Below are 25892 nucleotides of genomic sequence, written 5' to 3' on the forward strand. Positions count from 1 at the left end.
GGCGGGATCAGGCGGCGATGCGCAGGTTCTGCTGAACGATCGGGCGCACCCAGCCGTTATCGAAGTCCAGGGCTTTCTGCTGTTCGACGATTTCTTCCGGCGGGAACGGCGGGTAAGGCTGCAGCAGATCCAGGTCGAACTCGGCAATCGGCAGGTACAACGGCTTTTTCTGCGGGGCAGGGCCCGGTTCCGGAATCGGCTGGCCGTTGTTGATCACGACCGGACGAACCCAGCTGCTGTCGAAATCCTGCTGCTTTTGCTGAGTCTTGATGGCTTCAGGCGGGAACGGAGGGTACGGCTCGGCCAGTGTCATGTCGATTTCGGCAATCGGCAGGAACAGCGGCTCAGGCGGGCGAACCGGGGTTTCCACCACGTTGCATTCGCGCTGGTCGATGATGTGGGCGTGCAGTTCACTGCCGACGGTTGGTTCTTCAGGGCTATCGAGATCAACCGGTGGGAATGTGCCGCAGGCGGGCACCACATCACTCGACTGCTCGGCCATCGCCTGGGCAAAGAAATCCTGCCACAGGTGACTGACGCCGCTCAGTGCTTGAGTGTTTTGACGGCTGAAATCGCCATGGGGCGAGATGTAGCCAATCGATGTGGGAAGAATGCCTGACATTTTTTTCGGTTGACGCTCAGCTCTGGCAAAATGCGCGTTGATTGGGTTATCGGCGGTTTTTGCCGATCCTTAACTTTTTTGAGCGTGTTTTCCATGATTGAGCAACCCGCGGCCTGCCGCATCCATGTCGAAGCCCTCGGCCCGACGTTCGAAGCGCAGGCCGAGCAGTGGGCGCAGCGCCTGAATCTGCCATTGCAGGTGGCCGACGGCGAGTTCGCCTTGCAGGTCGGCGAGCAGGGTTTGCAACTGCAACAACTGGGGCCGGATGCGCCGGGGCCGGTGAGGGTCGACTTCGTCGAGGGTGGCGCGGCCCATCGTCGGTTGTACGGCGGCGGCAGCGGTCAGATGATCGCCAAGGCGGTCGGCATCGCCCAGGGTGTGCGTCCGCGGGTGCTGGATGCCACGGCGGGGCTCGGGAAAGATGCGTTCGTGCTGGCGAGCCTGGGCTGCGAGATGAGCCTGATCGAGCGCCAGCCGCTGATCGGCGCCTTGCTGGAGGATGGCCTGGCCCGCGCGGCGGAAGATTTCGACGTGGCGCCGATCGTGGCGCGGATGACGCTGCTCAAGGGCAACTCCATCGACGTGATGCGTAACTGGGAGGGCGAGCCACCGCAGGTGATCTACCTCGACCCGATGTTCCCGCACCGTGAGAAAACCGCATTGGTGAAGAAGGAAATGCGCCTGTTCCGTCCGCTGGTGGGCGATGATCCGGATGCGCCGGCCCTGCTGGAAGCGGCGTTGGCGCTGGCCACGCACCGGGTAGTGGTCAAGCGCCCGCGCAAGGCGCCGTGCATCGAAGGGCCGAAGCCGAGTCATGCGCTGGACGGCAAGTCCAGTCGCTATGACATTTACCCGAAGAAAGCGCTCAAGGCCTGAGTCGCCGCATAAGAAAATCCCACGCATGGCGTGGGATTTTTGTTTTCAGGGGCGATAGGCCCGCATGAACAGCTCGACCACTTCCTGCACATGGCTTTCCGCTGCCTCGCCCGTCAGTGGTTCACCGCAGCCGTACAGCAGCCGGAAATTCCCCGCGCCCTTGATCAGGCAGAAGAAGTGCTCGGCGGCGTTGTGCGGGTTGTCGATGCTCAGCACGCCGGTTTCATGAATCCGCCGCAGCAAGCGCTCCATGCCTTGCACCATGCGCTGGGGACCGGCCTCGAAGAAGATCAGCGACAGCTTCGGATCCTGACTGCCCAACGCCATGATCAGGCGATGCAGGTTCACCGACTCGTTGCTGTTGATCAGGTGATGAAAGCCTCTGGCAATGTTCAGCAACACATTTTCCACCGCGATGCCATCCGGCAATTCGAAGAACAGCGGCGGCAATTGCTCCTCGCATTTGGCGACGACGGCGGCAGAAAACAGCGTTTCCTTGTCATTGAAATGGCTGTAGACCGTCAGCTTCGACACGCCAGCCTCGGCGGCCACCGCGTCCATGCTGGTGTTGGCATAGCCGTGACTCAGGAACAGGATTTTCGCCGCTTCGAGAATCGCCTGGCGCTTGGCCGGATCCTTCGGGCGGCCGGGGCCGTTTGGAGCTGAAAGATTGTTCGACATTCTTCGCTTTTAATACTGGACTGGTGAGTTTGCTATTAATAACATACCGGTCAGTATAATTATTCCAAGCCTCCTTAGCGAAAGGTCCTTCACCATGTTCCGCCATGCGTTGTCCTTTGCGGTGCCAGTCACTCTGGCGTTCTTATTGTCGGCATGTGGCAAGGAAGAGGTGACGCAAGTCAGCGTGCGACCGGCCATGGTGGTGCAGCCAGAGCCTTCGGCGCAGGCGATGGAAAGTTATCCGGGCGAGGTTCGTGCCCGGTATGAACCGGATCTGGCGTTCCGTATCGGTGGCAAAGTCAGCCGACGACTGGTCGAGGAAGGCCAGCGCGTGAAGGCTGATCAGCCGCTGGCCGAACTCGATCCGCAGGACGTGCGCCTGCAACTGGAAGCCACCCGCGCCCAGGTCACTGCCGCCGAAGCCAATCTGAATCTGGTGCGCGCCGAGCGTGACCGCTACAAGACTCTGATGGAACGGCAGATGGTCAGCCGCTCGGCCTACGACAATGCCGAAAACCTCTACCGCTCCGGCGAAGCCCGCCTCAAACAGATCAAAGCCGAATTCAACGTCTCGACCAATCAGGCCAGTTACGCCGTGCTGCGTGCGCCACAGGATGGCGTGGTCGCCAAACGCTCGGTAGAGGTCGGACAAGTGGTCGCCGCCGGGCAGACCGTTTTCACCCTCGCCACCGATGGTGAGCGTGAAGTACTGATCAGCCTGCCGGAACAGAGCTTCGGTCGCTTCAAGGTCGGCCAGCCAGTGTCGGTGGAGCTGTGGACTCAACAGAACCAGCGCTTCGCCGGGCAGATCCGCGAGCTGTCACCGGCCGCCGATCCGAAATCCCGTACCTTCGCCGCGCGCATTTCATTCACCGCCGGCAAAGTCCCGGCAGAACTCGGCCAGAGCGCCCGGGTATTCGTGCAGACCGCCGACGTAATCCCGCTGTCGGTGCCGCTCTCGGCCCTGACCGCCGAAAACGGCGCGACCTATGTCTGGGTCGTCAGCGCCAACAACACCTTGAAAAAGACGCCCGTGCGCATCGGTCCGTTCGGTGAGAAAACCGTGCCGGTGCTCGAAGGCCTCAACGCCAGCGACTGGGTAGTGGCCGCCGGCGTGCATGTGCTGCTGGAAGGGCAGCAGGTGCGTCCCGTGGATCGCTCCAACCGTGTGGTCAATCTGGCGGACAAGGAGTAAGGCCCGATGCGCTTCAACCTTTCCGAATGGGCGCTGCGTAATCGCCAGATCGTACTGTTCCTGATGCTTCTGCTGGCCATCGTCGGCGCCTTGTCCTACACCAAGCTGGGGCAGAGCGAAGACCCGCCGTTCACCTTCAAGGCCATGGTCATCCAGACCCGCTGGCCGGGCGCCACGGCACAGGAAGTCTCGCGTCAGGTCACCGAGCGCATCGAAAAGAAACTGATGGAAACCGGCGAGTACGAACGCATTGTCTCGTTCTCCCGTCCCGGCGAATCCCAGGTCACGTTCATTGCCCGCGACTCGATGCATTCGGTGGAAATTCCGGACCTCTGGTATCAGGTGCGCAAGAAGGTCAGCGACATCCGCCAGACCCTCCCGCCGGGGATTCAGGGCCCCTTTTTCAACGATGAGTTCGGCACCACGTTCGGCAATATCTATGCGCTGACCGGCGACGGTTTCGACTACGCCGTGCTCAAGGATTATGCCGACCGCATCCAGATCCAGCTGCAGCGGGTCAAGGATGTGGGCAAGGTCGATCTGCTCGGGCTGCAGGACGAGAAGATCTGGGTCGAGCTGTCCAACGTCAAACTAGCCACGCTCGGCCTGCCGCTGGCAGCCGTTCAGCAGGCGCTTGAAGAGCAGAACGCAGTGTCCACCGCCGGGTTCTTTGAAACCGGCAGCGAACGATTGCAGCTACGGGTCTCGGGGAATTTTCAGACAGTCGACGAGATCAGGAACTTCCCGATCCGCGTCGGTGATCGTACGTTCCGTATCTCTGATGTCGCTGATGTGCGGCGCGGTTTCAACGATCCGCCGGCACCGCGCATGCGCTTCATGGGCGAAGACGCGATCGGGCTTGCGGTGGCGATGAAGGACGGCGGCGACATTCTGGTGCTGGGCAAGGCCCTGGAAGTCGAATTCTCCCGCATCCAGAAAAACCTGCCGGCCGGCATGCAGTTGCGCAAGGTGTCCGATCAGCCGGCGGCGGTGAAAAGTGGCGTCGGTGAGTTCGTTCAAGTGTTGGTTGAAGCGCTGGCCATCGTGTTGCTGGTGAGTTTCTTCTCCCTCGGCGTGCGCACCGGCATGGTGGTGGCGCTGACCATTCCGCTGGTGCTGGCGATGACGTTCGCCTGCATGTATTACCTCGGTATCGGCCTGCACAAGATTTCCCTCGGTGCGCTGGTGCTGGCGCTGGGCTTGCTGGTGGACGACGCGATCATTGCCGTGGAAATGATGGCGATCAAAATGGAGCAGGGTTTCGACCGGATCAAGGCGGCCAGTTACGCCTGGACCAGCACTGCATTCCCGATGCTCACCGGCACGCTGATCACTGCCGCAGGCTTCCTGCCGATTGCCACCGCGCAGTCCGGCACCGGTGAATACACCCGCTCGATCTTCCAGGTTGTCACCATCGCGTTGCTCGCTTCCTGGGTGGCGGCGGTGATGTTTGTGCCGTACCTCGGGGAAAAACTCCTGCCGGATCTGGCGAAAATTCACGCCGCCAAACACGGTTCGGGGGACGGACATCCGGACCCTTATGCCACACCGTTTTACCAGCGGGTTCGACGGCTGGTGGAATGGTGCGTGCGTCGGCGCAAAACGGTGATCGTGCTGACGGTGGGGCTGTTCGTCGCCTCGGTGATGCTGTTCAAGTTCGTCCCGCAGCAGTTCTTCCCGGCCTCCAACCGGCTGGAGCTGATGGTCGATCTGAAACTGGCCGAAGGCGCTTCGCTGGCCAACACCACCGCCGAGGTCAAGCGACTGGAAGCGATGCTCAAGGATCACGCCGGCATCGACAATTACGTGGCCTACGTCGGCACCGGATCGCCGCGTTTCTACCTGCCGCTGGATCAACAACTGCCGGCGGCGAGCTTTGCCCAGTTCGTCGTGCTGGCGAAAACCATCGAGGAGCGTGAGGCGCTGCGTACGTGGCTGATCGATACCTTGAACGAACAATTCCCGGCCCTGCGCTCGCGGGTCACGCGGCTGGAAAACGGCCCGCCGGTCGGTTATCCGGTGCAGTTCCGTGTCACCGGCGAGCACATCGAAGAAGTCCGGGCCCTGGCGCGGAAAGTCGCGGCCAAGGTTCGCGAGAATCCACATGTGGTGAACGTGCATCTGGACTGGGAAGAGCCGAGCAAGGTCGTGTACCTGAACATCGATCAGGATCGCGCCCGGGCACTGGGTGTGAGCACGGCGAATCTGGCGAAATTCCTCCAGAGTTCGCTGACCGGTTCCAGCGTCAGCCAGTACCGCGAAGACAACGAGTTGATCGAAATCCTCCTGCGCGGCACCGTGCATGAACGCACCGAACTGTCGCTGCTGCCGAGTCTGGCGGTGCCGACCGACAACGGTCGCAGCGTTGCGCTGTCGCAGATTGCCACGCTGGAATATGGCTTCGAGGAAGGCATCATCTGGCACCGCAACCGGCTGCCGACCGTGACCGTGCGTGCGGACATTTACGGCAAGGAGCAGCCGGCGTCGCTGGTCAAACAGATCATGCCGACACTTGATCCGATTCGGGCTGAGTTGCCTGACGGTTACCTGTTGGATGTCGGCGGTACCGTCGAGGATTCCGAGCGTGGGCAGAAGTCGGTGAATGCCGGTGTGCCGATGTTCATTGTCGTGGTGCTGACGTTGCTGATGGTGCAGCTGCGCAGTTTCTCGCGCACGGCGATGGTGTTTCTGACGGCGCCGCTGGGGTTGATCGGGGTGACGCTGTTTCTGTTGGTGTTCCGTCAGCCGTTCGGGTTTGTGGCGATGCTCGGGACGATTGCGCTGTCGGGGATGATCATGCGCAACTCGGTGATTCTGGTGGATCAGATCGAGCAGGATATCGCGGCGGGGCTCAGGCCTTGGCAGGCGATCATCGAAGCGACGGTGCGGCGGTTCCGGCCGATTGTGTTGACGGCGCTGGCGGCGGTGCTGGCGATGATTCCGTTGTCGCGCAGTGTGTTTTTCGGGCCGATGGCGGTGGCGATCATGGGGGGGTTGATTGTGGCGACGGCTCTGACGCTTTTGTTTTTGCCGGCGTTGTATGCGGCTTGGTTCCGGGTTCGTCGGGACGGGTGATTTGGTTTGTTGAGCGTGGCGGCCTGCGGGCCGGCCAGGCTCTGGGTGTTCTTTGTGAATATCCGTTGCTTCGGGTGCTGCCGCTGGCGGTTCCGCTCTTACAGCGGCTCACTTTTTCAAACGCCAAAAAGTAAGCAAAAGGCTGGGCCCCGGCGTTCGGCACCTCGCTTTGGCTCGGTGTTCCTTCGTTCCGGGATTCATCCGGGGGCATCGCCTCCGGTTTGCTTCGCTGCACCTCCTCTCGATGTGTTCGACTGCGTCGAACGGCGCTTCGCGCCTACCCCCGGATAAATCCCTCCACTCAGCCTGCCGAAGGGGCCGGCACGTCAAGAGCGGTACTCGAGCTAACGCTCATTGTGTTTGAGTGGTTGTGGGTTGTGGGGGCTCCTACAGCTTTTTCAGAATTCTCTGATATTGAGGACGTCCGGTCTTGGGTGTTGTACTCGATCCTCTGTTTTTATGAGTGATCGAGAGGTTTTTTGTGAAGAAGCCGCCGGTATTGAAAGGACGGTCCGATCCGGTATTCGATTTGTTGGCGCGGGCGCCTCACAAGCAGCATCTGGTGGATTATCTGGCGCTGCTCAAGCCTCTTGATGATCGGGGGCGTTATTTGCCTTTTGAGGATTTGCGCTATCGCTGGGCGCCGGGGCTGGATGCTCGTTTGTGTTGGGCGTTGGTGAAGAGGGCGAGGGCTGCGCAGTACGTCAATCTCCTGCCGTTGGGCGAGCCGCCGCAGTGGGGCAAGTATTTGCTGACGCCATCGGCACGGAAAACCCTTTCGGCCGTCGATCTGCAGACGACTTCCGCTTCGCTGGAATGCATGACCGGGCAGATTGGCGAACGGTCGCATTTCAGTTATTTGCTCAATGATCTGATCGAAGACGAAGTGATCGCCAGCAGCCAGTTGGAAGGTGCGGCCACGACCACGCGAGTTGCCAAGGACATGCTCAAGTATCAACGGCAGCCGCGCACACCGGATGAGCGCATGGTCATGGGCAATTACAGGATGATGAATTTCGCCTGGGAAAACCGTTACCAACCCTTGAGCGTCGACTTGATCGCGGCAATGCATCGGGTGGGCGTCGAGGGGATCGATGACGCGCAATACAGTCCCGGTTTTTTCAGGACGAACGATGAAGTGGTGGTACAGGATGGCGAGGGCAACACGGTGCATACACCGCCGCCGGCTGTCGGGCTGGTGATGCGTTTGCAGAGGCTTGTACGCTGGATCAATCAGCCACTCGGTTCACCTCAAGAAAGGGACTACCTGCACCCGTTGATCAAGGCGATCACGCTGCATTTTTCTCTGGGCTACGAACATCCGTTTCGCGATGGCAACGGACGGGTCGCGAGGGCGCTGTTCTACTGGTTCATGTTCAAGCACGAGTTTTCGGCATTTCGCTACATTGCGATCAGTCCTTTGCTGCGCAACGCACCGGTGAAGTACGGGCGGTCGTATTTGCACAGCGAGGCCGATGAGCTGGATCTGACGTATTTCATCGAGTTTCAGTGTTCGGTGATTCAGCGTGCAGTCAGTCGCTTCACGGATGTCTACCGCAAAAGCCTGGCGTACACGGAAGACTTTGAGCGGTGGCTGATGGCGTCGGGTTTTTTCGAGCGGCTGACGCAAAAGCAGCGGGCGCTGTATCAGGTGGCCAAGAGTGGAGTGGCGAAGGAATTTACGGCGAGCAACGTGGGGGAGCACTTGGGCTGTTCTTGCAGCACGTCGATGTCAGCCCTGAATGGGCTGGTCGAGTTGCAGGTCTTCGAGAAAAGGAAAATGGGCAGCGAGTGGGTGTTCTTTTTACGCAGTCCAGCCAGAGAGTTAAAGGACGGGAGCGAGTTGTCTCGCTCCCGTGCAGCGTCGGCCTAGAGGCTGCCAAACACCTTCTTCGCCAGACTCGTCGCCGCAGCGGCCGGGTTCTTGCGAATGGTTTCTTCCTGTTTGCCGATCATTTCGAACAGGCCGTTCAGTGCCTGTTCGGTGACGTAGTTTTCGACATTGGCGCTTTTTGCATCCACTACGCCCAACGTTGCAGCCTGGCCGGCGAAGGCGTTGTATTTCTGCGCTACGCCGACTTTGTCGGTCGCCTGTTTGACGATCGGCAGGAACTTGGCGCGGATCTGCTCGCGGCTGGATTTGTCCAGGTACTGCGTCGCGGAGTCGTTGCCACCGCTGAGGATGCCTTTGGCGTCGGCTACGCTCATTTTCTTCACGGCATCGACCAGGATCGGCTGGGCCTGGGTCACGGCGGTTTCCGCGGCCTTGTTCATGGCGGTTTCCAGTTCATCGACCTGGGCGCCCATGCCGAACGCTTTCATCTTGCCGGCGACTTTGCCGAGTTTGCCCGGCAGCTCGATTTTCACGTCCGGGTTATTGCTGAAGCCGCCCGGCGTGCCGAGTTGTTTGACGGCGAGTTGCGCACCTTGGGTCAGGGCGTCCTTGAGGCCGCCGGTGGCGTCGCCTTGCGACAGGTCGCTCAGTGACAGGGCCATAGCGTTGGCGGAGATCATCAGGCCCGCGCACAGGCCGGCGAAGCGAAGGGTTGGACGGAGCATGAAAGCTTCCTTGTTCAAAAGAATTAGCGGGCGGCGTCGACGCGGATCTTCAGCGGCTGCGGATCCTTGCCATCAAGCTGCACGGCATGGTTTTCGGTGGTGATGAACATCAGCTCGCCGTTGACTTCGATGCGTGCGCTGACCGAATAGCGGTGACCGGGTTTGACCTGGGCCGGATCGTAGCTCAAGTGGAACGGCAGCGGCACCTGGCCTTTGACCGGGCCTTTCTGTTCGTCGAGCACTACCGCCGGAGCATCGGCCAGCGAGACGTCCTGCAGGCTTACGCTCAAGGTTGCGCTCGGTGGCAGGGCGATGCGTTGCAGGTAGAACACTTCACCGTCGAGGCTGGCTTTGCCGGCTGGCGAGGTCGATTGGCAGGCGCTGAGCAATGTGGCGGCGGCCAGCAGGGATAGTTTTTTCATCGGAAATCTCCGTATCGACGGCGCCAGAAGAAGCCTGGCGCCTGTAGGAATTTAGTCGCTCTGCGCAGGGGCGGCGGGCTGATCGGCTGCATCTTCACTGCGATGCAACGCCACCTGACGAATCGACAAACGAATCTCCGCCGGCAATACCCGTTTGGCTGCGCCTTCGGCCAGTTCGCCGAGCAGTTCGTGATAGCTCAATTTGCCTGCTTCGTCGCGACGCAACACGTCGAGGTCGAGCATGGTCTGGATGAAGTGGCGGAACAGGCTCTTGTCGAAGAACTCCGGTGCGTTCAGGCCATGCAGGATCGACAGGCGTTGGGCCATGACCGTGCACAGGTCTTCCAGCTCTTCGGCGCTGATGGTGTTCTGGCCTGCGTTGAGCAGCAACGACACGGTCATGTAGAAGCGTTGCAGAGTCTGGGCGATGCTCTTCGACAGCAGGGTCAGCAGCACGAAATGCCGCGAACTCGGTGCCGGGCGCAGGTACACGTCTTTTTCGAAGCGCAGCAGGCCTTGTTCGACGAACGCTTCCAGCCACTGATCGATCACCGCGTCCAGTTCGTCCAGGGTCCAGCGGATGAACAGCTCCGATTGCAGGTACGGATACAGGGCGCGGGTGTAGCGCAGGATCTGTTCGCGGCTCATGCGCGAGGCGCTCTGGAAGAAGCTCGCCAGCAGCGCCGGCAGGGCGAAGATGTGCAGCACGTTGTTGCGGTAGTAAGTCATCAGGACGGCGTTCTGCTCGTCCAGATACAGAATCTTGCCCAGCGCATCATTCTGCTCGGACAGCAGGTCCATGTCCTTCACGTGTTCGATCAGCGCCCGGCCATCGCCCTCCGGCAACGTGGTATGCGGCGAGTACGGGACTTTGCGCAGCAGCGCCAGGTACAGATCCAGCACCCGCGCCATGGCCCGATCGTCGAGCGCCAGCCGGGTGGTCGACAGCAGCGCCAGCGCCACCAGATTCACCGGGTTGATCGCCGCCGCTTCGTTCAGATGCTGCGCGACTTTCTCGCCGAGGCGATTGGTGGTTTCGTTGAGCCACGCCGGTTTGTACTGCGGGCCGAGTTCCTGCTGACGCCAGCCCGGTTGTTCGCTGTCGAGGAATTCCGCGAGCTTGATCGGTTCGCCGAAGTTCACCGCCACCTGGCCGAAGCGCTGCTTGAGCGCGCCGATGACTTTGAAGATGTCGAAAATCGACTCTTTCTTCTTGCTCGCACCGCGCAGTTCGCCGAGGTAGGTACGACCTTCAAGTACGCGCTCGTAACCGATGTACACCGGCACGAACACGATCGGCATCCGCGACGAACGCAGGAAACTGCGCATGGTGATCGCCAGCATCCCGGTTTTCGGTTGCAGCATGCGGCCGGTACGCGAGCGGCCACCTTCGACGAAGTACTCGACCGGGAAACCTTTGGTGAACAGGGTGTGCAGGTATTCGTTGAACACCGAGGTGTACAGCGGGTTGCCCTTGAACGTGCGGCGCATGAAGAACGCACCGCCACGGCGCAGCAGGCTGCCGATCACCGGCATGTTGAGGTTGATCCCGGCGGCAATGTGCGGAGGGGTCAGGCCGTTGCGAAACAGCAAGTACGACAGCAGCAGATAGTCGATGTGGCTGCGATGGCACGGCACGTAGATCACTTCGTGACCCTGGGCGACCTTCTGCACGCCTTCGATGTGGTTGACCTTGATCCCGTCGTAAATCTTGTTCCAGAACCAGCTCAGCACCACTTCCAGAAAACGGATCGCGGTGTAGGTGTAGTCCGAGGCGATCTCGTTGCCATAGCGCAGGGCCTGGGCCTTGGCTTTTTCCGGGGAGATGTTTTCGCGTTCGGCTTCGTCGAGGATCGCTTGCTTGACCAGTGGCTGGTTGAGCAGGCCCTTGACCAGGTTACGGCGGTGGGAAATGTCCGGGCCGATCACCGCAGCCTTGAGATTGCGAAAGTGCACCCGCAGGATTCGCTGGGCCATGCGCACGGTGCGCTCGTGGCCCTTGTTGTGTTCGATCAGTTCGCGCAGATGGATCGGTGCGGAGAATTGCACGCGGGTCTTGCGGCCCAGAATCATGATGCTCAGCAGGCGACGCAGGCGCCCGGTGACGGCCCAGCTGTCGGCGAACAGCAATTTCCACGGGCTGTTCTCGCTGTCCGGCGACTGGCCCCAGAACACGCTGACCGGAATGATCTGCGCGTCTTCGGCGGCATTCTGGCTGAGGGCGCTGACCAGTCGGGTCAGGGTCGGCGGCGCACCGCGCTTGTCCTGGCGGCCGAGCCAGTCCGGGTCCGGCGTCAGGTAGAAGAACGCCGCCGGCTCCAGCAGATTTCCGACTGACACCGGCAGCACCGGGCGCGGCAAACCGGCCTTGGTGCATTCGGTGTCGACCACCGCCAGATCAGTCAGCGATGGGTTTTGCAGGACGTAGAACACCGGACGACTGCGGTCGAGGTTGAGGGTGAACGACGACTGGTTGATCGTCTCGGAGCGAACCCAGAGATACAACAGTCGGCGCAAGGTGCCAAACACAAGACGGCGGAACGGGGAACGGGTCATACGGCTTCTGCATGAGTGGATAAACCGAGCGTTTGCTCGGGCGGTCGACAGTTTGCCGGATTACTCGAAAATCGGCAAAAAAGCGGCGAAGTAATCTCCTGTTGAGAGTTTTGTCGCCTGTCATATACTCGGCGCTCTGTCGCCGGGGCCCTTTTATGGACGTCGGACGCAGGCTGACGTTCCGCAAAGGCTTTCCTGCGAAAAGCCTGTTCAATAATAAAAAAGGAGTATGAACAGATGGCAACACGTGAAACCGGCAACGTGAAGTGGTTCAACGACGCCAAGGGCTACGGCTTCATTCAGCGCGAAGACGGGGTGGACGTGTTCGTGCACTACCGTGCGATCCGCGGTGAAGGCCACCGTTCGCTGACCGAGGGTCAGCAGGTTGAATACGCGGTGGTGGAAGGGCAGAAGGGCTTGCAGGCCGAGGATGTTGTAGGCCTGTAATGATCGTTCCCACGCTCTGCGTCCGCCGTGGGTCGCAGAGCGTGGGAGTGTTCAGCGTCAGGCAGTTTTCCAGGTGATCTCTTCTTCACCGTCTTCGCTGATGCGAATCCAGCGATCCGCCGTTTCCTCACCTTCTTCCTCGACCCACGTCCCCGGCGCGCAGCGCACTTCGACGTTCAGCGCGGCAAAGGCTGCGCGGGCGCAGGCGATGTCGTCGTCCCATGGGGTCGCATCGCTTTCCAGGTACAGGCTGTTCCACTTGCCCACGGCTTTTGGCAGCCAGGTCACCGGGATGTTGCCGGCCTTGCACTTGTAGGTCTGACCTTTCTGTACCCAGTCGCTGCACGGGCCAAGGGCGGCGCCCAGCCAGGCGGAAATGGCCTTGTGGTCGACGTCGGCGTCTTTCAGGTAAATCTCGATGTCCGGTTGGCGCATGGATATCCTCACTGCGGGTCTGAAAAATCCATTCGCGGATTTAGCCGGCCCCGGGTCGTTGCCCGGGACCAAAAGTTATTGAAGAACGAAATAATCGTAGCGCATCGACACGGTGGTCACGAACGGCTCGGGCTGCTCAATCACCGCCGCGCGGCGTTCGGCACTGGCGCGCCAGCCGTGGGGCGTCATCGCCAGCAGGTTGGCGCGATCCTCTGGCTTGTCCAGCGTCAGTTTGAATTCGAGGGTTTCACTGTGCGCCAGCGCCATGCCTTCCGGCACCAGGGCCAGGTGCTTGTCGTCGGTGTACTCGCGCACTTCGTCGTACAGGCGCTCGCGCAGTTCCATCAGATGGCCGCTGGTCGGGCCGACTTTCATCAGGCCGCCGCCGACGCTGAGCAGACGCTTGGCTTCTTCCCAATCCAGTGGACTGAAGACGCTGGCCAGAAACTGGCAACTGCCGGAGGCCAAAGGCACCCGGGCCATGCTGGCGATCAACCAGGTCAGCGCCGGATTGCGTTTGCAGGCGCGTTTGACCGCTTCCTTCGAAATATCCAGCGCGTAACCGTCAGCATCCGGCAAGGCCTCGGCGATCTGCGCGGTGTAATAACCCTCGCCACAACCGATATCGACCCAGCGGGCCGGCGCATAACTCGTCGCCAGTTCCGCCAGACGCTTGGCTACCGGCGCATAGTGGCCGGCGTTCAGGAAGTCGCGGCGGGCCTCGACCATGGCCTGATTGTCGCCAGGGTCGCGGCTGTTCTTGTGCTGCACCGGCAGCAGGTTCAGGTAACCCTGGCGCGCACGGTCGAAGCGGTGGCCGACGGGGCAGACCACGCCATTGTCCACCGCGTTCAGCGGTTCACTGCAGATCGGGCACGCGAGCATCAGGCGAGCAACTTGATCAGGGTCTGGTAGTAGATCTCGGTCAGCACGTCGAGATCGGCCGCCAGTACGCGCTCGTTGACCTGGTGGATGGTCGCGTTGACCGGGCCCAGTTCAACCACCTGCGTGCCCATGGTCGCGATGAAACGGCCATCGGAGGTGCCGCCGCTGGTGGACGCCTTGGTCTCGCGACCGGTGATCTGCTTGATGCTCGACGACACCGCGTCGAGCAGCGCGCCCGGTTCGGTGAGGAACGGCAGACCGGACAGCGCCCAGTCGATGTGCCAGTCCAGGCCGTGCTTGTCGAGGATGTCGGCGACGCGTTTCTGCAGGCCTTCGACCGTCGATTCGGTGGAGAAGCGGAAGTTGAACAACGCCACCAGATCGCCCGGAATCACGTTGGTCGCGCCGGTGCCGGAGTTGACGTTGGAAATCTGGAAACTGGTCGGCGGGAAGAAGTCGTTGCCGTGATCCCAATGCTCGGCGGCCAGCTCGGCCAGAGCCGGGGCAGCGAGGTGGATCGGGTTCTTCGCCAGGTGCGGATAGGCCACGTGCCCCTGCACGCCGCGCACGGTCAGTTTGGCGCCGAGGGAGCCGCGACGACCGTTCTTCACCACGTCGCCCACCAGGGTAGTGCTCGATGGCTCGCCGACGATGCACCAGTCCAGACGCTCGTTACGTGCGGCCAGACGCTCGACCACAGCCTTGGTGCCGTGATGCGCCGGGCCTTCTTCGTCGCTGGTGATCAGGAACGCAACCTTGCCCTTGTGATCCGGGTAGTCGGCGACGAAGCGCTCGGCGGCTACAGTCATGGATGCCAGGCTGCCTTTCATGTCCGCCGCGCCACGGCCGCAGAGCATGCCGTGCTCGTCGATCACTGCGTTGAACGGGTCGATCTGCCACGCCGTCACCGGACCGGTCGGCACCACGTCGGTGTGACCAGCGAAGCACAGCACCGGGCCGTCGTGTTTGCCGTGGATCGCCCAGAAGTTATCCACATCTTCAATGCGCATCGGCTCCAGGGTGAAACCGGCATCGCCCAGGCGCTGCATCATCTGCTTCTGGCAATCGGCGTCGACCGGCGTCACGGACGGACGGCGAATCAGGTCGATGGCGAGTTGGAGGGTCGGCGAAAGGTCGGCGTGGGCCGTCATGGAAAACTCCGGATGCTTGAAATTGGGCAAGGGCCAATGGGGGAGCCAGCCTGCTGGCGATGGCGGTGTGTCAGTCAACATAAAGGCTGATTGTTACATTGCCATCGCGAGTCAGCTCGCTCCCACAGGGTTGGATATCACGCCAAGCCCCGCAAAATGGCGGTTATCTTAAAGCAAAACGGCGACCATTGGCCGCCGTTTAGTGCATCGCAGAGGATTTAGACGGCCGGTGCCGGTTCAGGCGTCGGCGCCGGTTTCGGCAGCGACGACAGGAACGCCATGATCAGCGCCGCCACGTACGGCAGCGACTGCACCAGCAGCATGGTCACCCAGAAGCGCATGTCGTTGCTCGGCAGGCCCTGCACCAGGAAGATCCCCAGCGCCGCGCCCCACAACAGCAGCATGATGAACAGCTCTTCCCGGGCCTCGGAAATCGCCACCCAGAAGCCGTGGTTGTCAGCGTTTTTCGGCGTACGGAAGAACGGAATGCTGCTGGTGAAGAAGCCGTACAGCACCGCTTTAGCGATGGTGTGCGACAACGCCAGACCGGCCAGTGCCGCGCAGAACGCATCCTTCAGGTTCACGCCCACGGCGCGACGGTAGAGGAAGATGATCTTGCCGACCTTGAACACAAACAGCGCCAGTGGCGGGATTGCGAAAATCAGCAGCGGCGGATCGACCCGTTGCGGCACGATGATCATTGCCGCCGACCACAACAGCGCGCCGACAGTGAAGAAGATGTTCATGCCGTCCGCCACCCACGGCAGCCAACCCGCGAGGAAGTGGTAACGCTGGCCACGGGTCAGCTCGGTGTCCTTGCCGCGCAGCAGGCTGCCGGTGTGACGCTTGATGATCTGGATTGCACCGTAGGCCCAGCGGAAACGCTGCTTCTTGAAGTCGATGAAGGTGTCCGGCATCAGACCCTTGCCGTAACTGTCGTGGTAATACGCCGCCGACAGGCCTTTCTCGAATACCCGCAGACCGAGCTCTGCGTCTTCACAGATACACCAGTCGGCCCAGCCCAGTTCTTCGAGCACCGAGCGACGGGTCATGGTCATGGTGCCGTGCTGGATGATCGCGTCGCGGTCGTTGCGGGTCACCATGCCGATGTGGAAGAAGCCTTTGTATTCGGCGTAGCAGAGTTTCTTGAAGGTGGTTTCGTTCTGGTCGCGATAGTCCTGCGGCGACTGTACCACGGCGATTTTCGGGTCGGCGAAGTGCGGCACCATGTGCTTGAGCCAGTTCGGGTGCACGCAGTAGTCGGAGTCGATCACCGCGATCACTTCGGCGTCCTTGGCGGTGTGCGGAATCAGGTAGTTCAGCGCACCACCCTTGAAACCGGCCAGGGGCGAGACGTGGAAGAACTTGAAGCGCGGGCCGAGGGTTTCGCAGTAGTCGCGCACCGGTTCCCAGACCACCGGATCCTTGGTGTTGTTGTCGATGATCAGGACTTCGAAGTCCGGGTAATCGAGGTTGGCCAGGGCGTCGAGGGTCTGTTTGACCATCTCCGGCGGCTCGTTGTAGCAAGGCACGTGGATCGAGACTTTCGGGCGGTAGTCGGAATCGCCGACCACCGGCAGGAATTCACGGCGACGCTTGTGAATCCACACGGCCTCGGCCAGTTCGTGGGCTTCGGTCAGCAGCACGATGAACACCCCGAGCGCACCAAGCGCCAGCAGGAAACCCACCGTCAGGCTGAACCACGTGCTGTATTGCTGGCTGTAGTCGTAGCCGATCCACACCAGCACCGAACCGCACAGGAACGCGATAAAGGTCAGGAACGTACGGCCGCGCTGGCGCAGGGCCGAGCCGTCGATCATCAGCAGGGTCAGCGACAACAGCGCCAGCACCACCGAACCGATGGCCAGCACGCGCCATTGCGGGATCGCCACGACCGGGCCTTCGAAGTTGAATTTCTGCTGGCGCGCGGCGTTGAACACGCCCCAGTAAGCGCCGACCGAACCTTCGTCGCTGGCCTTCCACGGCTGGTCAAACGCTTCGATCACGAAGTAGTTGAAGCCCTGGCGGTTGAGTTTGTTGACCAGCGTGCGCAGGTAGATCGCCTGATCTGCCGGCGACGCATCGGCGCCACCGCGCATGCGGCCGTTGCTCGGCCAGCCCACTTCGGACAGCAGCAGCGGTTTTTTCGGGAACATCTTTTTCAGGTCGCGGGCGCGATCGAAAACGAACTGCCCGGCCTTGTCCACCGGAATGAATTCCCAGTAGGGCAGAACGTGCGCGGCGATCAGGTCGACGTGCCTGGCCAGCTCCGGGTGCTCTTCCCAGACGTGCCACTGTTCGGAGGTGGTCACCGGCACTTTCACTGCTGCACGTACGCGGTCGAGCAGCACGCTCAGTTGTTCGGCGGTGATTTCCTTGCGGAAGATCGCTTCGTTGCCGACCACCACGCGAACCACGCTGCGCGAGGTATTGGCCAGTTCGATGGCGCGGGTGATTTCGCGCTCGTTGCGTTCCTGGTCCGGGCTGATCCAGATCCCCAGGGTCACGCGCAGGCCGAACTCTTCAGCCAGTTTCGGGATGTCCTGCAGGGAACCGTCGACCGAGTAGATGCGGATGTTGTCCGTCAGCTTGCTCATGATCTCCAGGTCGCGGCGCATTTCGTCGTCAGTCGGATACTGATCCTTCTGCGGGAACTGTCCTTGCTGGAACGGTGAATAGGAGAAGCCGGAGATCTGCTCCGGCCAGTTCGGCGCGGAGACGGGGCGGTTGATCAGCGCCCAGAAACCGGTGAACAGGGCGGCGATTGCCAGAACCACCACCAGGTTGAGTCCAAATTTACGCGATGACATAGCTGTGTCGGGTTCCAAGGTCTGTGGAACGAAGGGTCGGCTGGTTGACGCCTGAGGGCGCGCATCCTACACCGGCAGTTCGCCGAGTCCTACAACAGACAGGGAAATGCCGGACGTTGGGCAATCCAACCCGACTTAAGTTCTTTCGTTTCAGCATGTAAGGCAAATCTTTGTTACGTGCAGCTTTAATTAAAGCAGGCAGGTTCACCGTTCATAGCGCAAAGATGCTCTTGGCCGCCGACGGCCCTATAATGCGCGCCGGTTTTTGGGGTAATGGTCATGAGTACAGAAGATCCGCGGTTTGCAGGCATCGCCCGTTTGTATGGCGTTGAGGGGATGGCGCGTTTGCGCGCCGCCCACGTGGCGATTGTCGGCGTTGGCGGCGTCGGTTCCTGGGCGGCGGAAGCCATGGCCCGTTGCGGGGTGGGCGAGATTTCGCTGTTCGACCTCGACGATGTCTGCGTGAGCAACGCCAACCGGCAGCTGCACGCGCTGGACAGCACGGTCGGCAAACCCAAGGTCGAGGTGATGGCCGAGCGTCTGCGCGGGATCAACCCGGACTGCAAGGTGCACGCCGTGGCGGACTTCGTCACCCGCGACACCATGGCCGAATACATCACGCCGAACATCGACTGCGTGATCGACTGCATCGATGCGGTCAACGCCAAGGCGGCGCTGATTGCCTGGTGCAAGCGCCGCAAGATCCAGATCATCACCACCGGCGGTGCCGGCGGGCAGATCGATCCGACGTTGATTCAGGTCTGCGACCTCAACCGCACCTTCAACGATCCACTGGCCTCGAAAGTGCGCTCGACATTGCGCCGCGATTACGGCTTCTCGCGCACCGTGACCCGTCACTACAGCGTGCCGTGCGTGTTCTCCACCGAACAGCTGCGTTATCCGAAACCGGACGGCAGCATCTGCCTGCAAAAGAGTTTTGTCGGCGACGGCGTGAAGCTGGACTGCGCCGGTGGGTTTGGCGCGGTGATGATGGTGACGGCGACGTTCGGCATGGTCGCGGCGACCAAGGCGGTGGACAAGATTGTGGCGGGCGTCCGGCGCCCGGCGGATCGGGTCAAGCCTCAGGCCTGAAGCAGAGGGCTGCGTAGCAGCCCTTTTAGCGGGCCAGCTCGTTCATTCGCTGCAACACGGCATTCAGGCCATTGCTGCGCGACGGCGACAACTGCCGCGACAGCCCCAGCTGATTGAACCAGTCCGGCAGATCGACCTGCTGCAACTCGCCGGCGGTCAGACCGTTGACCCGCAGCAGCAACAACGCCACCAACCCGCGAATCATCCGCGCATCGCTGCTCGCCGCGAACTGCCAGTGACCGTCGCGTAACTCGCCGACCAGCCACACCTGGCTTTCGCAGCCATGCACCCGGTTGGCATCACACTTGTCCGCATCGCTCAACGGCGGCAGACGATCCCCAAACTGCATCAGCAGCCGCGCACGTTGTTCCCAACCGGCGGCGTTCTGAAATGTTTGCAGGGCTTCGGTGGCCTCGACCGGCAGGCTCATCGCAACAACTCCAGTGCCTGATCCAGCGCTTCAAAGAACCGCTCCAGATCCTCGGAATCGTTGTACAGCGCCAGCGACACACGAATCGCGCCGGCCAGCTCAAAGCGTTTGAGCAGCGGCATCGCACAGTGGTGCCCGGCACGTACGGCAATGCCCTGTTCAGTCAGCAAATGCGCCAGATCGGCGTTATGCACGCCTTCGACGACAAAACTGGCCAGCGCCAGTTGTGGCTTGCCCAGCAGACGGATGCCATTGCGGGCAGCGAGGCCACGCAACAGGTAATCGTGCAGCGCGGCTTCGTGGGCGGATACGGCGTCCAGATCCAGACCGGCGAGGTAGTCGAGGGTCGCGCCAAGGCCGATCACGCTGGCAATCGGCGGTGTGCCCGCCTCGAAGCCCAGCGGGGCAGGGCGGAAGCGCGCGTCGTGGTAATTGGCTTCCAGCACCATCTCGCCACCGAACTGCCACGGGCGCAGTTGCTCGAGCGCTTCGTTGCGCCCGAACAGCACGCCAAGGCCATCGGGACCGTACAGCTTGTGGCTGGAAAATACGTAAAAGTCGCAACCCAGGGCCTGCACGTCATGCCGGCCGTGAACCACGCCTTGAGCGCCATCGACCACGGTCAGCGCGTTCTGCGCCTTGGCCATCGCCAGCAATGCAGGCAAGGGTTGCCAGGCTCCGAGCACGTTGGACAACTGGCTGACCGCCAGCAACCGGGTACGCGGGCCGATCAGGTGCACGGCGGCGGTGAGGTCGATCACCCCGTCATCGTCCAGCGGCAGGATCACCAGTTTGAGGTCGCGACGTTGTGCCAGTTGCTGCCAAGGCAGCAGGTTGGCGTGATGCTCCAGGGCGCTGATGACAATTTCATCGCCCGGATGGAAAAGATGTTCCAGGCCGTAAGCCAGGAGATTCAGCGCGCTGGTGGCGCCGTGGGTGAAGATGATCTGCCCGCTGTCACCGGCATTCAGCCACTGGGCAACCTTCAGGCGACTGTCCTCGAACGCCTGCGTGGCATGGGCGCCGGGCAGATGCTGGGCACGATGCACGTTGGCCGCGCCGTTGGCGTAGTAATGCGCCAGCGCGTCAAGCAGGGCCTGGGGTTTTTGCGTGGTGGCGGCGTTGTCCAGATAGGTCTGGTCTTGCCGTTGCAGGGCGGCGATGGCCGGGAAATCGGCGCGCCAGGGGGAGGGAATCATCATGCTTTCGAGCCCTGGTGAACTTGGGCGGGTGTACGCCAAACCCTGTGGAAGCGAGCAAGCCCGCTCCCACAGAAGGATTACGCGGCGCTTAGTTGTGAGCGTGCAGCGCTTCGTTCAGTTCGATCGCCGATTTGTGGGTCTTGCATTCCACGGCACCGGTTTCCGAATTGCGACGGAACAGCAGGTCGGTCTGACCGGCCAGTTCACGGGCCTTGACCACTTTGACCAGGTTGTTGTGCTCGTCCAGCAGCGCCACCTTGGTGCCGGCGGTCACGTACAGGCCCGACTCGACGGTGTTGCGGTCGCCCAACGGGATACCGATACCGGCGTTGGCGCCGATCAGGCAGCCTTCGCCGACCTTGATCACGATGTTACCGCCGCCCGACAGGGTGCCCATGGTCGAGCAGCCGCCGCCCAGGTCCGAACCCTTGCCGACGAACACGCCAGCGGAGACGCGGCCTTCGATCATGCCCGGGCCTTCGGTACCGGCGTTGAAGTTGATGAAACCTTCGTGCATCACGGTGGTGCCTTCGCCCACGTAGGCGCCCAGACGCAGACGTGCGGCGTCAGCGATACGCACGCCGGCCGGAACCACGTAGTCGGTCATTTTCGGGAACTTGTCCACCGAGAACACTTCCAGCAGCTCGCCGCGCAGACGGGCTTCGAGTTGCAGCTCGGCCAGTTCGCTCAGGTCGATCGCGCCCTGGCTGGTCCAGGCAACGTTTGGCAGCAGCGGGAAGATCCCGGCCAGGCTCACGCCGTGCGGCTTGACCAGACGATGGGACAGCAGGTGCAGCTTGAGGTAAGCCTCAGGCGTGGAAGTCAGTTGCGCGTCTTCGGCCAGCAGGGTGGCGACCAGCGGCTTGTGGCTTTCGGCCAGGCGGGTCAGCAGCTTGCCTTGTACCGCGTCGATGCCTTTCACGGCTTCAGCCAGTTGGGCGGCTTGTGCGGTGGTGAAGGTGATGGCCTGGTTGCCTTCGGTGTAACCGAGGATCGGTGCAACAGCGGCGACCAGCTCGGCCGAAGGATTGAGCAGCGGCTGAGCGTAGAACACTTCCAGCCATGCGCCTTGACGGTTCTGGGTGCCGACGCCGAAGGCAATACTGAACAGGGAATTGGACATGTGAATACCTCTGCAAAAAGTGACGGGCTGCTTACTTGAGGGCGGCCGCGTAGATATCTGGCTTGAAGCCAATCAGGGTTCGGTCACCGAGATCGAGCACCGGGCGCTTGATCATCGAGGGTTGAGCGAGCATCAGTTCGATGGCTTTCGACTGGTCGAGATCGGCTTTGCGTTCGTCGTCGAGTTTGCGAAAGGTCGTGCCTGCGCGGTTCAACACCGTTTGCCAGCCGTGTTCGTCACACCATTGGGTCAGGTGTTCACGGTCGATGCCGGCAGTTTTGTAGTCGTGGAAGTCGTAGCTGACAGCGTGTTCATCGAGCCAGGTGCGCGCCTTTTTCATGGTGTCGCAGGCTTTGATGCCGAAAAGGTGCAACGTTTTGCTTGAAACGGTCAAGGAATCGCCCCCTTTACAGGTGCTGGAGAAAAATGGTGTCGGATTATGCCATGACCAAACCGTTTCGCGGCGGCCGAGGTTGATTTCCCGGACGGGGGCTGCGACATAGGTGCAACGGTCAGCCACAGCCTAAGCGGCTAATATGGCAGTTCAACGCTGTCGATTGTCTGAGATTTCCGCTTTATGCAAACCGCTTATACGGTCCTGATCCTGCTGATGCTGGTCAGTGTTTCGCGTCTGGTCGGACGGGTCATCCCGTTGCCGCTGCCGCTGGTACAGATCGCCGCCGGGGCTTTGCTGGCCTGGCCGACTCTCGGCCTGCACGTGGCTCTGGATCCCGAGCTGTTCCTGTTTCTGTTCCTGCCGCCGCTGCTGTTTTCCGATGGCTGGCGCATGCCCAAGCGCGAATTGTGGCGTCTGCGCGGGCCGGTGCTGACGCTGGCGGTCGGGTTGGTGCTGTTTACCGTGGTAGGTGCCGGCTACTTCATTCACTGGCTGCTGCCGACGATTCCATTGCCGGTGGCGTTCGCGCTGGCGGCGGTGTTGTCGCCGACCGACGCCGTGGCGGTGTCGGCGATTTCGCAGAACCGCTTGCCGACGCCGCTGATGCACATGCTGCAAGGCGAAGCGCTGATGAACGATGCCTCGGGCCTGGTGACGTTCAAGTTCGCCCTGGTGGCGGCGGTCACCGGTGCGTTTTCCTTGGCCAACGCCAGTCTGACGTTCGTGCTGGTGGCGGTCGGCGGGCTCGCAGTCGGTGTGGCATTGAGTTGGTTGGTGGGGCGGCTGCGGGCATGGATGATCGCTCGGGGCTGGGACGATCCGGCGACCCATGTGGTGTTCATGTTGCTGCTGCCGTTTGCCGCTTACGTGTTGGCCGAGCGACTCGGCGCCTCGGGCATTCTTTCGGCGGTGGCGGCGGGGATGATGCAGAGCTGGCTCGACCTGCTGCCGCGCCAGACCAGCACCCGTTTGCTCAACCGCAGCGTCTGGTCGTTGCTTGAATTCGCCTTCAACGGTTTGATTTTCCTGCTGCTCGGCCTGCAATTGCCGGACATCATCAAGGCTGTGGTCAGCCACGAAACGTCATTGTGGCCGACGCTGTTCTACCGCTGCCTCGACGTGGTGGCGATTTTCCTGGCGCTGGTGCTGTTGCGCTTTATCTGGGTGCAGAGCATCTGGCGCCTGTCGGTGTTGCTGCGTCGCTTGCGCGGCAAGGGTGAATTGACACAAGTGCCGACGGCCCGGTCCTGCTGGCTGCTGACCGTCGGCGGTGTGCGCGGTGCGGTGACCCTGGCGGGCGTGATGTCGGTGCCGATGCTGATGGGCAGCGAGGCGTTTCCCGAGCGTGATTTGCTGATCTTCATCGCCGCCGGGGTGATTCTGATGTCGCTGGTTGCAGCCTGCATCGCCTTGCCGTTGCTGCTGCGCGGAATCCAGAAAAGCCCCGACGACAAACGCCGCCAGGAAGTCCGTGACGCCTGGCGCAAGACCGCCGAAGCGGCGATCCACGCGCTGGAAGTCGAGGAGGTCAACCCACAGGATGCTGCGCAAGCGGCACTGTCGGCGGAGCTCAAGGCGCGGATCATGTCCGAGTATCGCCATCAACTGGAGGTGTTCAACGATTCGGCTGAAGCCCAGGCGCTGGCATTCCAGATGGATCTGCTTGAGCGCCGCTTGCGTCTCAAGGCGCTGCGCGCGCAACGCCTTGAGTTGTACAGCCTCAGCCGTCAGCACCAGATTGGCGATGACGTGCTGCGTGAAGTGTTGGGCGAGCTGGATTTGAGTGAGGCGAATCTGGGGCAGGTCAAATAGGAAAAGCGTTACTTGGGATAGAGCAATCTCATCAGACGTTTGTCTTTCTTGCTGATCTTGCGGTTGATCGGCACCTCCCAGTTACCCACTGTCAATGTGTTTGCCACCGGGTGATGCATGATCGATTTTCGGTCGTAGGAGGTATAGATCGCGTCCAGTGTGTCGAAGGATGCGAACAGGTTCCTGTCGACCTGTTCCTCGGTCAGCGGGTTCATTTCACGGTTCTTGTAGAACTCGTACACCTTCGGCTTATCCCACGGAATATTGGCCTTGGGGTGTTGATGTTCGTGCATTGCACCCAGTGCGTGGCCGAATTCGTGGATCACGATCACCTCAAAGTCTTCATGTTCCGGTTTGACCCCCAGGTTCATGGTGGGATGGTCGGGGTGGATCAACAGCGCATCGGTGCCCAGCATCGAGCTGTTGTCATTGTTCTTTGTTGCAATACGTATGTCGCCTTTCAAATCGTCGACAAATTCAAACTTCAGGTTGATGTACGGCAGCCATTGCCTGGCCGCAGCGATAATCCTGTTCTTGTGATCGGTATCGGGTGAATCCATGAAAGCCACTTTCAAGGTTCGGCCGTTGGCCCATAGCTTTGAATAGTCAATGACGGAACGTTTGCGTCGGGTGCCAGTATTTGCGCCTGCATTGGTGGGGTTTTCATTGATGGCCGCCGTGTACGCAGCTTGATCATCGGGCCATTGAATAAGTTGGCAATCCAGCAGGTTGTTCATGTTCACTTCTTCCTTGAAGTTAAAGTCTTGAGTTCGTTTTAGGCGCAGAGATATGCGCGGCTCAAGACTAACGTCTGGCCGGACGGCAAGTGGGGTAAATAGTTGGAGGATCTGTAACTTGTTGTATGAGGCGCCCGTGCCGGATTGCCCGGCGCGGGCGTTCAGGCATTACTTGTGGCGCAGGACGAAATCGCGGATGCGTTCGGCCGCTTCCACGCATTCCGCCAGCGGCGCAACCAGCGCCATGCGTACACGACCGGCACCGGGGTTGACCCCGTCGACATCCCGGGACAGGTACGAACCCGGCACCACGGTCACGTGTTCTTCGGCAAACAGGTCCCGGCAGAACGCTGCGTCATCGCCTTGCACGTTCGGCCACAGGTAGAAGCTGCCGTCCGGACGCTGCACATCCATCACTGGGCTCAGGATCGCCAGCACGGCGTCGAACTTCTCGCGATACAGCGCACGGTTGGCGCGTACATGCACTTCATCGTTCCACGCGGCAACGCTGGCCAGTTGCGTCTGAACCGGCATCGCGCAGCCGTGGTAAGTGCGATACAGCAGGAAGCCCTTGAGGATATCGGCGTCGCCGGCAACGAAACCGGAGCGCAGGCCCGGTAGATTCGAACGCTTGGACAGACTGTGGAACACCACGCAACGCTTGAAGTCCTTGCGACCCAGTTCGGCGCAAGCGCTGAGCAGGCCCGGCGGTGGGGTCTGTTCGTCGAAGTACAGCTCGCTGTAGCACTCGTCGGCGGCGATCACGAAGTCGAATTCGTCGGCCAGGGCGATCAGTTTTTTCAGGACGTCGACCGGAATCAGCGCGCCGGTCGGGTTGCCTGGCGAGCACAGGAACAGGATCTGGCAGCGTTTCCAGATCTCCGGCGACACCGCGTCGAAGTCCGGGTTGAAGCCGTTTTCATCCAGGCATGGCAGGTAGTGCGGCTTGGCGCCGGCGAGAAACGCCGCACCTTCGTAGATCTGATAGAACGGGTTCGGGCTGACCACCAGCGCGTCGTCACCACGGTTGACCACGGTCTGGGTGAAGGCGAACAGCGCTTCACGGGTGCCGTTGACCGGCAGCACATTGCGCGCCGGATCGATCCAGCCGCTCGGCACGTTGAAGCGACGCTCGCACCAGGCGGCAATGGCTTCGCGCAGGGCCGGAATGCCGAGGGTGGTCGGATACACCGCCATCTGGTCCAGGTTGTTGGCCAGCGCCTCGGCGACAAAGCTTGGCGAACGGTGTTTCGGCTCGCCGATGGACAGCGCGATCGGGCGCTTGTCCGGGTTCGGCGTGACGCTGCCGAGCAGGGCGCGGAGCTTCTCGAACGGGTAGGGCTGCAACTGGGTCAGAGCGTTGTTCATCGGTGCTGGGTCTCGTG

Annotated in this window: 22 protein-coding genes; 7 read left to right on the forward strand and 15 right to left on the reverse strand. The window is 61.4% G+C overall.

Features of this window, described 5'->3' with window-relative positions; genetic code table 11:
- Nucleotides 1-7: 7 nt before the first annotated feature.
- Entirely contained in the window at nucleotides 8-622 is a 615-nt protein-coding gene (locus tag AC1RR7_RS27105; protein ID WP_102621439.1) for an energy transducer TonB, read from the reverse strand.
- Nucleotides 623-715: 93 nt separating this feature from the next.
- On the opposite strand from AC1RR7_RS27105, the gene AC1RR7_RS27110 reads away from it, so the two are divergent.
- A complete protein-coding gene (locus AC1RR7_RS27110; protein ID WP_085712818.1) occupies nucleotides 716-1498 on the forward strand; it encodes a class I SAM-dependent methyltransferase in 783 nt (260 codons plus the stop codon).
- Between the two features lie 45 nt (nucleotides 1499-1543).
- Here AC1RR7_RS27110 and AC1RR7_RS27115 read toward each other — a convergent pair whose 3' ends face one another.
- Nucleotides 1544-2179: a TetR/AcrR family transcriptional regulator gene (locus tag AC1RR7_RS27115; RefSeq protein ID WP_102621438.1), complete on the reverse strand. Its 636-nt coding sequence runs from the start codon at nucleotides 2177-2179 to the stop codon at nucleotides 1544-1546.
- A 94-nt stretch (nucleotides 2180-2273) separates the two neighbouring features.
- On the opposite strand from AC1RR7_RS27115, the gene AC1RR7_RS27120 reads away from it, so the two are divergent.
- From AC1RR7_RS27120 to AC1RR7_RS27130, 3 genes are all read left to right on the forward strand, one after another.
- Nucleotides 2274-3374 (forward strand): efflux RND transporter periplasmic adaptor subunit, encoded by a 1101-nt coding sequence (locus tag AC1RR7_RS27120; RefSeq protein WP_096819646.1) that lies wholly within the window; start codon nucleotides 2274-2276, stop codon nucleotides 3372-3374.
- Between the two features lie 6 nt (nucleotides 3375-3380).
- On the forward strand, nucleotides 3381-6449 hold the full coding sequence (locus AC1RR7_RS27125) for an efflux RND transporter permease subunit (RefSeq protein WP_493071651.1): 3069 nt from the start codon (nucleotides 3381-3383) through the stop codon (nucleotides 6447-6449).
- Between the two features lie 481 nt (nucleotides 6450-6930).
- Nucleotides 6931-8322 (forward strand): Fic family protein, encoded by a 1392-nt coding sequence (locus AC1RR7_RS27130; RefSeq protein ID WP_273538765.1) that lies wholly within the window; start codon nucleotides 6931-6933, stop codon nucleotides 8320-8322.
- Here the strand turns inward: AC1RR7_RS27130 and AC1RR7_RS27135 are convergent.
- Genes AC1RR7_RS27135 through plsB form a run of 3 tightly spaced genes read right to left on the reverse strand, consistent with a single transcriptional unit; the run spans nucleotide 8319 to nucleotide 11986 of the window.
- Nucleotides 8319-9008: a DUF4197 domain-containing protein gene (locus AC1RR7_RS27135; protein ID WP_096819643.1), complete on the reverse strand. Its 690-nt coding sequence runs from the start codon at nucleotides 9006-9008 to the stop codon at nucleotides 8319-8321. The two genes, AC1RR7_RS27130 and AC1RR7_RS27135, sit on opposite strands and share 4 nt — an antisense overlap.
- A 23-nt stretch (nucleotides 9009-9031) precedes the next feature.
- Entirely contained in the window at nucleotides 9032-9430 is a 399-nt protein-coding gene (locus AC1RR7_RS27140; RefSeq protein WP_096819642.1) for a YbaY family lipoprotein, read from the reverse strand.
- 51 nt (nucleotides 9431-9481) lie between these two features.
- Nucleotides 9482-11986 carry a glycerol-3-phosphate 1-O-acyltransferase PlsB gene (plsB, locus tag AC1RR7_RS27145; RefSeq protein ID WP_102621434.1) on the reverse strand — a complete coding sequence of 835 codons (2505 nt, stop codon included), beginning with the start codon at nucleotides 11984-11986 and terminating at the stop codon, nucleotides 9482-9484.
- Between the two features lie 237 nt (nucleotides 11987-12223).
- Here plsB and AC1RR7_RS27150 point away from each other — a divergent pair, with 237 nt between their 5' ends.
- A complete protein-coding gene (locus tag AC1RR7_RS27150) occupies nucleotides 12224-12433 on the forward strand; it encodes a cold shock domain-containing protein (RefSeq protein ID WP_007954750.1) in 210 nt (69 codons plus the stop codon).
- 57 nt (nucleotides 12434-12490) lie between these two features.
- Here the strand turns inward: AC1RR7_RS27150 and AC1RR7_RS27155 are convergent, their stop codons facing one another.
- The 4 genes from AC1RR7_RS27155 to AC1RR7_RS27170 all read right to left on the reverse strand — a co-directional run bounded on the left by AC1RR7_RS27155 (nucleotide 12491) and on the right by AC1RR7_RS27170 (nucleotide 17714).
- Nucleotides 12491-12868 (reverse strand): hypothetical protein, encoded by a 378-nt coding sequence (locus tag AC1RR7_RS27155; RefSeq protein WP_085605197.1) that lies wholly within the window; start codon nucleotides 12866-12868, stop codon nucleotides 12491-12493.
- A 75-nt stretch (nucleotides 12869-12943) separates the two neighbouring features.
- Nucleotides 12944-13753: a putative RNA methyltransferase gene (locus AC1RR7_RS27160; protein ID WP_493158786.1), complete on the reverse strand. Its 810-nt coding sequence runs from the start codon at nucleotides 13751-13753 to the stop codon at nucleotides 12944-12946.
- The gene (gene dapE / locus AC1RR7_RS27165; RefSeq protein ID WP_096819639.1) at nucleotides 13753-14904 is read right to left on the reverse strand and encodes a succinyl-diaminopimelate desuccinylase; all 1152 of its coding nucleotides are present in this window, start codon (nucleotides 14902-14904) and stop codon (nucleotides 13753-13755) included. Before dapE ends, AC1RR7_RS27160 begins: the two co-directional genes overlap by 1 nt.
- 218 nt (nucleotides 14905-15122) lie before the next feature.
- Nucleotides 15123-17714, reverse strand: a complete 2592-nt coding sequence (locus AC1RR7_RS27170) for a glycosyltransferase (RefSeq protein ID WP_493158787.1) — start codon at nucleotides 17712-17714, stop codon at nucleotides 15123-15125.
- Nucleotides 17715-17987: 273 nt separating this feature from the next.
- Between AC1RR7_RS27170 and tcdA the strand changes: the two genes are divergently transcribed.
- Nucleotides 17988-18806 carry a tRNA cyclic N6-threonylcarbamoyladenosine(37) synthase TcdA gene (gene tcdA, locus AC1RR7_RS27175; protein WP_096819637.1) on the forward strand — a complete coding sequence of 273 codons (819 nt, stop codon included), beginning with the start codon at nucleotides 17988-17990 and terminating at the stop codon, nucleotides 18804-18806.
- 25 nt (nucleotides 18807-18831) lie between these two features.
- Here the strand turns inward: tcdA and AC1RR7_RS27180 are convergent, their stop codons facing one another.
- The 4 genes from AC1RR7_RS27180 to AC1RR7_RS27195 all read right to left on the reverse strand — a co-directional run bounded on the left by AC1RR7_RS27180 (nucleotide 18832) and on the right by AC1RR7_RS27195 (nucleotide 21955).
- Complete coding sequence (locus AC1RR7_RS27180; protein ID WP_096819636.1) at nucleotides 18832-19236, reverse strand: SufE family protein; 405 nt, start codon at nucleotides 19234-19236, stop codon at nucleotides 18832-18834.
- Nucleotides 19233-20438 (reverse strand): aminotransferase class V-fold PLP-dependent enzyme, encoded by a 1206-nt coding sequence (locus tag AC1RR7_RS27185; RefSeq protein ID WP_096819635.1) that lies wholly within the window; start codon nucleotides 20436-20438, stop codon nucleotides 19233-19235. Before AC1RR7_RS27185 ends, AC1RR7_RS27180 begins: the two co-directional genes overlap by 4 nt.
- An 88-nt stretch (nucleotides 20439-20526) precedes the next feature.
- On the reverse strand, nucleotides 20527-21561 hold the full coding sequence (gene dapD, locus AC1RR7_RS27190) for a 2,3,4,5-tetrahydropyridine-2,6-dicarboxylate N-succinyltransferase (RefSeq protein ID WP_007954762.1): 1035 nt from the start codon (nucleotides 21559-21561) through the stop codon (nucleotides 20527-20529).
- Between the two features lie 31 nt (nucleotides 21562-21592).
- Nucleotides 21593-21955, reverse strand: coding sequence for an ArsC family reductase (locus AC1RR7_RS27195; protein WP_003222107.1), 363 nt, complete (start codon nucleotides 21953-21955; stop codon nucleotides 21593-21595).
- A 183-nt stretch (nucleotides 21956-22138) separates the two neighbouring features.
- Here AC1RR7_RS27195 and AC1RR7_RS27200 point away from each other — a divergent pair, with 183 nt between their 5' ends.
- The gene (locus AC1RR7_RS27200) at nucleotides 22139-23770 is read left to right on the forward strand and encodes a Na+/H+ antiporter (protein WP_085729801.1); all 1632 of its coding nucleotides are present in this window, start codon (nucleotides 22139-22141) and stop codon (nucleotides 23768-23770) included.
- 8 nt (nucleotides 23771-23778) lie between these two features.
- Here the strand turns inward: AC1RR7_RS27200 and AC1RR7_RS27205 are convergent, their stop codons facing one another.
- Entirely contained in the window at nucleotides 23779-24507 is a 729-nt protein-coding gene (locus AC1RR7_RS27205; RefSeq protein WP_493158788.1) for a M12 family metallopeptidase, read from the reverse strand.
- Between the two features lie 168 nt (nucleotides 24508-24675).
- The gene (dapC, locus tag AC1RR7_RS27210; protein ID WP_493158789.1) at nucleotides 24676-25875 is read right to left on the reverse strand and encodes a succinyldiaminopimelate transaminase; all 1200 of its coding nucleotides are present in this window, start codon (nucleotides 25873-25875) and stop codon (nucleotides 24676-24678) included.
- Nucleotides 25876-25892: the final 17 nt, after the last annotated feature.

The sequence above is a fragment of the Pseudomonas sp. GW821-FHT11G12 genome (assembly GCF_058808055.1).

Bases quoted from the DNA above. Each gene is read 5' to 3' on its own strand.
- AC1RR7_RS27105 (WP_102621439.1), bottom strand. From the start codon at position 622: ATGTCAGGCATTCTTCCCACATCGATTGGCTACATCTCGCCCCATGGC.
- AC1RR7_RS27110 (WP_085712818.1), top strand. From the start codon at position 716: ATGATTGAGCAACCCGCGGCCTGCCGCATCCATGTCGAAGCCCTCGGC.
- AC1RR7_RS27115 (WP_102621438.1), bottom strand. From the start codon at position 2,179: ATGTCGAACAATCTTTCAGCTCCAAACGGCCCCGGCCGCCCGAAGGAT.
- AC1RR7_RS27120 (WP_096819646.1), top strand. From the start codon at position 2,274: ATGTTCCGCCATGCGTTGTCCTTTGCGGTGCCAGTCACTCTGGCGTTC.
- AC1RR7_RS27125 (WP_493071651.1), top strand. From the start codon at position 3,381: ATGCGCTTCAACCTTTCCGAATGGGCGCTGCGTAATCGCCAGATCGTA.
- AC1RR7_RS27135 (WP_096819643.1), bottom strand. From the start codon at position 9,008: ATGCTCCGTCCAACCCTTCGCTTCGCCGGCCTGTGCGCGGGCCTGATG.
- AC1RR7_RS27140 (WP_096819642.1), bottom strand. From the start codon at position 9,430: ATGAAAAAACTATCCCTGCTGGCCGCCGCCACATTGCTCAGCGCCTGC.
- plsB (WP_102621434.1), bottom strand. From the start codon at position 11,986: ATGACCCGTTCCCCGTTCCGCCGTCTTGTGTTTGGCACCTTGCGCCGA.
- AC1RR7_RS27150 (WP_007954750.1), top strand. From the start codon at position 12,224: ATGGCAACACGTGAAACCGGCAACGTGAAGTGGTTCAACGACGCCAAG.
- AC1RR7_RS27155 (WP_085605197.1), bottom strand. From the start codon at position 12,868: ATGCGCCAACCGGACATCGAGATTTACCTGAAAGACGCCGACGTCGAC.
- AC1RR7_RS27160 (WP_493158786.1), bottom strand. From the start codon at position 13,753: ATGCTCGCGTGCCCGATCTGCAGTGAACCGCTGAACGCGGTGGACAAT.
- dapE (WP_096819639.1), bottom strand. From the start codon at position 14,904: ATGACGGCCCACGCCGACCTTTCGCCGACCCTCCAACTCGCCATCGAC.
- AC1RR7_RS27170 (WP_493158787.1), bottom strand. From the start codon at position 17,714: ATGTCATCGCGTAAATTTGGACTCAACCTGGTGGTGGTTCTGGCAATC.
- tcdA (WP_096819637.1), top strand. From the start codon at position 17,988: ATGGTCATGAGTACAGAAGATCCGCGGTTTGCAGGCATCGCCCGTTTG.
- AC1RR7_RS27180 (WP_096819636.1), bottom strand. From the start codon at position 19,236: ATGAGCCTGCCGGTCGAGGCCACCGAAGCCCTGCAAACATTTCAGAAC.
- AC1RR7_RS27185 (WP_096819635.1), bottom strand. From the start codon at position 20,438: ATGATGATTCCCTCCCCCTGGCGCGCCGATTTCCCGGCCATCGCCGCC.
- dapD (WP_007954762.1), bottom strand. From the start codon at position 21,561: ATGTCCAATTCCCTGTTCAGTATTGCCTTCGGCGTCGGCACCCAGAAC.
- AC1RR7_RS27200 (WP_085729801.1), top strand. From the start codon at position 22,139: ATGCAAACCGCTTATACGGTCCTGATCCTGCTGATGCTGGTCAGTGTT.
- AC1RR7_RS27205 (WP_493158788.1), bottom strand. From the start codon at position 24,507: ATGAACAACCTGCTGGATTGCCAACTTATTCAATGGCCCGATGATCAA.
- dapC (WP_493158789.1), bottom strand. From the start codon at position 25,875: ATGAACAACGCTCTGACCCAGTTGCAGCCCTACCCGTTCGAGAAGCTC.